This is a genomic window from Vibrio genomosp. F10 str. 9ZD137 (assembly GCF_049974785.1).
Classification (GTDB): domain Bacteria; phylum Pseudomonadota; class Gammaproteobacteria; order Enterobacterales; family Vibrionaceae; genus Vibrio.
Genome location: NZ_JBNGCJ010000737.1, coordinates 1 through 225, shown reverse-complemented (window position 1 = coordinate 225; position 225 = coordinate 1). Strand labels below are relative to the sequence as shown.

Below are 225 nucleotides of genomic sequence, written 5' to 3'. Positions count from 1 at the left end.
GTTGTTGGCGTCGTTGTCGTCCCAGCCCTCTACCTCTTCCAGGCCATTTTTAAGGCCATCGCCATCGCTGTCTTGGTTGCCATCTTGCACGGGATTGTTGGCATCGTTTTTGTCCCAGCCCTCTATTTCTTCCAGGCCATCTTTAATGCCATCACCGTCGGTGTCGTTAGCGCCCCCTTGCACTGGGTCATTCGGGTCGGTTTTGTCCCAACCTTCCGTCACTTC

The 225-nt window shown here is 54.7% G+C and carries 1 pseudogene; it reads right to left on the bottom strand.

What is annotated here, in order from left to right:
* Positions 1–225: pseudogene (locus ACP45E_RS17455) on the bottom strand (hypothetical protein); the annotation flags it as partial.